We start from the raw sequence: 468 nt of genomic DNA on the forward strand, positions 1-468 counted from the left end.
TTGATACGCTTGGTCAGCTTTTTACGCTTGGTTTCGGAGTTGGTTTCGTTCAGCTCTTCACGCAGCTGTTCGCACTCTTGCTCCAGATCCATGCTCTTCAGCAGAGCCTGGATTGCTTCCGCCCCCATCTTCGCGTCGAATTCGTCACCGAACTCTTCCAGCGCGTCCAGATACTGCTCTTCAGTCAGGATCTGCTGACGTTCCAGGTTGGTCATACCGCCTTCGATAACCACATAGAATTCAAAGTACAGTACGCGTTCGATATCGCGCAGCGGCATATCGAGCAGCAGACCGATACGGGACGGCAGCGATTTCAGGAACCAGATGTGCGCAGTCGGGGAAGCCAGTTCGATGTGGCCCATACGCTCACGGCGTACTTTAGTCTGGGTCACTTCAACGCCGCACTTCTCACAGATGACGCCACGGTGTTTCAGGCGCTTGTACTTACCGCACAGGCACTCGTAATCT

1 pseudogene is annotated in these 468 nt (G+C 54.1%); it reads right to left on the reverse strand.

Annotated features, from left to right (window positions below):
- A pseudogene (locus GPA25_RS23700) lies at positions 1-468 on the reverse strand (DNA-directed RNA polymerase subunit beta'); the annotation flags it as partial.

The sequence above is a fragment of the Aromatoleum diolicum genome, from assembly GCF_012910955.1.
Lineage (GTDB): Bacteria > Pseudomonadota > Gammaproteobacteria > Burkholderiales > Rhodocyclaceae > Aromatoleum > Aromatoleum diolicum.